The sequence below is a fragment of the Aeromicrobium sp. Leaf272 genome, assembly GCF_001422865.1.
Classification (GTDB): Bacteria; Actinomycetota; Actinomycetes; order Propionibacteriales; family Nocardioidaceae; genus Aeromicrobium.
On record NZ_LMMY01000001.1, the window covers coordinates 133,279 to 138,842 of the forward strand.

At 62.4% G+C, this 5,564-nt stretch carries 6 protein-coding genes; all 6 read right to left on the reverse strand.

Annotated features, from left to right (window positions below):
- A partial coding sequence (locus tag ASF38_RS00675; protein ID WP_200914349.1) for a hypothetical protein occupies window positions 1-687 on the reverse strand: 687 nt, incomplete at its 3' end.
- A 55-nt stretch (window positions 688-742) separates the two neighbouring features.
- Window positions 743-1,108, reverse strand: a complete 366-nt coding sequence (locus ASF38_RS17350; RefSeq protein ID WP_156366730.1) for a hypothetical protein — start codon at window positions 1,106-1,108, stop codon at window positions 743-745.
- 53 nt (window positions 1,109-1,161) lie between these two features.
- The gene (locus ASF38_RS16955; RefSeq protein WP_162237268.1) at window positions 1,162-2,055 is read right to left on the reverse strand and encodes a DUF4231 domain-containing protein; all 894 of its coding nucleotides are present in this window, start codon (window positions 2,053-2,055) and stop codon (window positions 1,162-1,164) included.
- Window positions 2,048-2,437, reverse strand: coding sequence for a TIR domain-containing protein (locus tag ASF38_RS19545; RefSeq protein ID WP_082480152.1), 390 nt, complete (start codon window positions 2,435-2,437; stop codon window positions 2,048-2,050). Before ASF38_RS19545 ends, ASF38_RS16955 begins: the two co-directional genes overlap by 8 nt.
- 68 nt (window positions 2,438-2,505) lie before the next feature.
- A complete protein-coding gene (locus ASF38_RS00690) occupies window positions 2,506-3,675 on the reverse strand; it encodes a TIR domain-containing protein (protein ID WP_162237270.1) in 1,170 nt (389 codons plus the stop codon).
- Window positions 3,676-5,224: 1,549 nt separating this feature from the next.
- Window positions 5,225-5,564, reverse strand: a 340-nt coding sequence (locus ASF38_RS00695; RefSeq protein WP_082480177.1) for a helix-turn-helix domain-containing protein, incomplete at its 5' end; no start/stop codon positions are given.

The window sequence follows — 5,564 nt, forward strand, 5'->3', positions numbered from 1 at the left end:
GACGTCATCCGGGGTGCCGAGCGTGAACTCCCTCAGCGCGTCGCGCCGGACCTGGAACTCGATGCGGATCACCTGCTTGCCGTGCTCGAAAGCCGGGCCCCAGACATTCGGCCACCAGTCGGTCCCCTTCAGAGCGCTCTCCCGGGTCTTGTCGTAGATCCGGCAGACGACTGCACCACCAACTCCCCATTGAAGCCCGGTCAGTTCGTCGTCGTCCTCATAGGTCCGGCGAGATGTTGCCCGAGTGAGGAAGTGGTGCCTGTCCTCCGCCTTTACGTCCCAGCCCTGGACGTCTGCGAACAAGTCGACGCGACTCACCTGCCAAGTGATGTGACCGAGCAACTCCGCGAACACCGACTGGCACCAATCGGAGACGGCCTCTGCGCCGTTCGCATGCAGAAACTCCGCGGTGGGTTGTACGTAGAGCGAAGGGATGCCATCGCTAGCGGTCATGCCGACCATCGCACATCGGTGCTCAAGCCGGAATCGCCAGCGGTTGAGCGGGCCCCATCCAACGTTGAACGTCTCGCCACCGAGCCGAAGGCGAGTGGGCTGCCGGAGCTCACCAGCGAGAGCGCGGGCTTGCTCGAGATCCGCGAGAAGCTCGCTGGGAATGACGCAGCGGCCGGTTAGGTAAAGAGCATCGATGCCGGACGCGAGGACTGTCGTGGGCGCCGGGATTTCCATAAATGGAAATCTAGGGGAGAGCCTTCGCTGCGTCAATACTTCCACATGTGAAGATTCACTCGGTCTCGACGGTGCCCCCGGCGTGCCACTGTTTGAGGTCGAGGGTGAGTCCCGGGATCGAGTACTCATCTGGGTGCGCCTTGAAGACCTGGCGGAACCATTTGACGTTTCGGTGCACTGTTGTCGGAGCCATTCCCAGGTCGATCAGCCCCTGATACCCACCGTAGGCGTGCCACATCGTCCAGAACCCGATGAGTTGGGTCACCTTGTTGACCGAGAAGCGACGCGCCAACGGGCCGACGACAGGATCGACGGCGGGAACAACGTTCTTCTCGACCCATCCGCGATACGACTGCCATGCGGCGCGGGCTCGTCCACGGCCTTCGACGCTTGGCATCCGGTCAGATCGGAAATCCGTCATACTTCCACAATAGGGACTTCGTCGGACCGCGTGCGAACGGATCTGCTGCGAAACTAGAAGCGCGGTCCGCGGATCCCGCGCGATGCACGCCAGAGTGTGTGCTCGCGGGAGATCGCTTCTTCGGCCTGCCCTACGTAATCAGCCCACTCGGACTCCGGAACAGAGTCGATCTCGCTCTTGATGGTGGCTAGCTCCTGGGCGGTGATGCCGTACGCAGTTGCAAGCGTGCTGTACTGCTTCGCCTGGGACCAACTGGTCATAGTCGCGGCTCCGGCCGCGATCAGGCCTACAAGATCGATTCGAACGACGTCCAGCAGCACGATAAGGCCAGTGATCATCCCTATGGTTTGGGCGCCGATCGTGCCTGAAAGCCACCATGTCCTTCGCTTCGCGTTCCACACGGACTTCGATTCGTACCAGTCTCGCTGATCCTCGATTCGTCCGTCGCGGTAAGCCGAGCGACGCTCCTCAAACGTGCTTGCTCGAATCTCACGCATCATCGCGCTTATCTGCTCTCGATTCCCGGTCTTCGATCCGCCGAGGTCGAGGTCCTTCAGATCTTCCAGAACTTCGCGGACGCGGTCGGAAAAGTATCGGTCGACCTCGCGGGTGTCTTCTGCGAAGGACTCGCCGCGAACTGCGTATCGCCAGGCGAGCGTCTTTGCGGACTCAGCTGCAGCTCGACCTTCATACCACCGGCGGTCAGGCTTCGCGATGCTCACATAAAGTTCGCAAGCGAGGGCAACAGTGAAGCCAGCGAGAGCCACAGCCCCCCCGACCGCCGACTCTTCTCCACCGATGAGCAGAGCGCCTCCCAGAGCGCTGACCAGGAGACCAGTGAGACGCACCTTCAAGGCTCGGAGGAAGTGCTTCTGGCCTTCGAGTGACGCGGAGTTCGCAGAGTCGTGCAGGGCTGGATAGCCGCCGTCGTAGAGCGGGTCAGCCAATGGCTCGAACAATCGCGGGCACGTCCCAGTCGAGCACTGGCGCGCCGGCGGCACGGAGTGCAGGAGGAACTGGACACGTCAAGCTTGAATAGAGCTTCACTCCCACAAGCTTGTTTCCGAGATCCTTGCTCTTCTCGATCTCCCAGTCCACCCACTTGCTTGTGGAGGTGCTGGGTCCGATGAGGCAAAGGGTGACGGACGCCGACCGAATCTTTGCCGCGATCTGTGTGCGGATGTATGCGGCGTTGGTGCTGTTATACGGAACTCGCACCGAGTAATCATCGAATACGAGTGCAGAGTTGCGGTTCCTCGCTTGGCCGCGGAAAAGGTTGACGTTCTGAAGGTCCTCCGCGACGAAGGACAAAAATACGTGCCGAGCCATCGCTGTGATCTCCCTTGGTTGTCGAAGGATGTGCTGACGGTGCGCTCAACCGCGGAGCGGTCTTAAGCCTAATTGAGTAGATCATTCCAACTACCGAACGTGCGCGCTGAGGTCTGCACGGCGCGGATGCCACGAATCGCGGGTTGGAGGGATCGTCGAAGACCAACGTTCAAGACTGATGCGACCTGCATGGTGGACGCGAGGTCGTCCATCTGGTCGGAGACTTCTTCCATCTCTCCGATTTCAGCGATGCCTGACAGGATCTCGCTCAGGAACGCTTGCGACTGGTCGTTGTCGATCTCGCGGAGTTCGTCGACGATCGACCGGAGGCTGGCGTCGACTTCGGTGATTCGTTCTTCGAGAGCCTTTCCACGCTCTTCGAGTCTGACGGCGGGTTGGCTGAGAGCATCGGCGGCGCGAATGAACAGCGCGTGCGCCCTCTTTGGGGGCATCGCCTCGAGGTTGATACCGCCGAGTACTTGCTCGGCAATTTGTCCGATCTCGGTGACGGCCTCAGCGGCGCTTTCAGCGAGGTTGGTTACTTCCTCCATCGCAGCCCCGAGCTGAGCTAGGTCGAGGCGGTCATCAACGGACGGACTGAAATCGTTCGTCTGCGGTAGCTCGGCGCCATCGGTGACGTCAGGCCCGCTTCCCGTTCCGGGCGGGTGGGAGCCACTGGGCCCAGCGGGGGGCTCCCCAGGCAATTCTGTGCTCAGGATGAAATCCTCAGCGGCTTGAAGATTCATGACGAGATCACTGGCGATTTCGCCGATCACGCGGAGCCACGGCGGGGAGTCGAAGCCCGAGCGAAACTCGGTCTCGATCTGCTTATAGTTCAAGGCTTCAATCAGTCGCACTTCAGGTCGGTCGTCTTTGCGGGTGATGTTTTCGGCGCCCATGAGCACGATCGGCAGAATTAGCCCCGTGAGCCCTCGGCGCTTTGCGGCTTCGTGGAAGGCGAGTAGTTCGTCTCGGCATGCTTCGCTCTGGAAGTACCGCATGGTAATGATCGGGATGAAGAGCGTTGCAGTCTCGACGCTTTGTTGGATCTTCTCCCGCCAGTCTTCGCCCCAGCCGATCGACTCTCGGTCGAGAAACAGAGTGAGGCTGCGCCCAGTTCGAGCTTCGATCGTGTTCATGATGTCGTCGCGGAGTACTTCCACTACGCCACGAAAGGACGCGTTGTCCTTGCGTGTATAGCTGATGAAGCCCTCCGAGGCCTGGTCAGCCAGAGTCATCCCAGCCATGGTGCATGTTAGAACTATTGGGGATCAGTGCACGGAACCTCGGTACTTTGAGGGTGCTGTGTTACAACCCGCGCACCCAGTCTCGACAACGCTCGCGACCGTTAGCGTGTCCGGTGGCCGGAGCCGTCGGCGCGTCCGTGCCGTGCCGTGCTCGGGCTGGCGCCCGTGCGCGCGGCGCGGCACGGACGCGCCGACCGACCGTGCGACCAGCGGACATCGCTGACGAGCGTCGTGCTTCGCGACTTCTTGGCGGCCACTGAATGGCGCCCCTCCACCCGGATGCGCACAGTCGTCGTGCTGGTTGAACTCGGCGTCGAGAAGCGCATCCGCGCGGAGCCTCTGCGCCACCCCCCGAGCTCCGCAATCAGCGACCGCCAAGAAGACGCTAGTTCACGTCCGAGCGCTGCAGGTTCCTTTGCCCCTAGATTGCCCCCACGCTGCGGATTTCTGACTGTGTGGGCAATTGGTGCAACGCATGCACGCGAAGATTTGTGGGCGCGGAGGAGTCCTCGACACTCGTAATGAAAAGGTCGTCGGTTCGATTCCGACAGGCGGCTCCACAGTCACACTGCTAGCGCAGCGTCCTCGCCGCATCCGGGTCTCGGGNGTCTTCGCAGGTCAGGGGCCTGGGACCGTTTCACCAGCAGTGAAATGGTGGACGCTCCTCGGAAGCCTGCTGAGGAATGGTCCTGGGTCCACCGGTCGACGGGGGATCCGGCCTGCGGCAACGTGAGGCTCGAAGTTTGCGTAATTTGTGAACAAGTTCAGATTCTCGGTGTTACGTTCCTCGAAATCGGCCCCTTTGGCTGCGGACGTGAGTCCGTTCGCAGGCGCCGCGGTGACGGCGACTGGGGGAGCTTCATGATGGGCAGTTCGAGGTTTTCGGGGGCGATCGGGGCGCTTTCGAGCGTGCTCGTTGTCGGTGTACTGACTGTCTGCACTGGGCTTGGAGCGGGTGCGGGCAACGTGGCTGAAGCGGGAGCACGGAAAGTCCTGGGTGCTTGAAATGGACTACTTCAGTTCATACTGGCGCTTCATGAACTGGGTCGCGCTATTTCTCATGCTGGGTCTAGGCTGTCTCGCAGTCGCCATCGGGGAATTCGCAGGGGCTCTGCTGTGCTTTGGCATCGCACCTCTCAACTACTGGATGACTCGGGTCTTGGACAAGAAATAGATGGGACTGCTACACCGTCAGGTGACAGGCGCAGCGCGACCCTTCGCCTCGACCGGAACAGTCCGCGCAGCTGGGACGGAAGCCGAGTCGCCGTGTGTCGCAGGCGGCCTGGGAGAGCGCCGGTAGCAACTCAACACGGCTTGAGGACTAGTGGGCGCGCACCCCCCGCGCACCCCCAGACCGCTACTGCATGGAACGGTTGCAACGAGAAGCGCTGAAAGGCGGCTGCGGACAGCATCGCTGGGGGTTTCCGGGCTCTCGTAATGAAAAGGTCGTCGGTTCGATTCCGACAGGCGGCTCCGAAAGGTCTCGGAGCAGGCGCGTGCTGGACGACGGTCGTCGTTCGCATCCGCGTCGCTGCGCCCCTCAGCTGCTGACGACCAGCTCGTCGAGCGCGACGACATGCCCCTCCGTGCAGCGCACCTCGGCCTCGACGTCGGCCCCGCAGTCGGCGTGGACGAAGCGGGGGGAGGTCCGGGCCCCGGTGTGCCGGCGCCCCCACGCGGCCAGGGCGAGGAGGACCGGCAGCAGCTCCTCGCCGCTCTCGGTGAGCACGTACTCGTGCCGCGTGCGCTGGCCCGGCTCGCGGTAGGGGCGACGTTCGAGCAGACCGGCCTCCAGCAGCTCGCGGAGGCGGGCCGAGGCCACGGCGTCGCTGATGCCCACGCGAGTGGCGAGGTCGTCGAAGCGGCTGGTTCCGTACGAC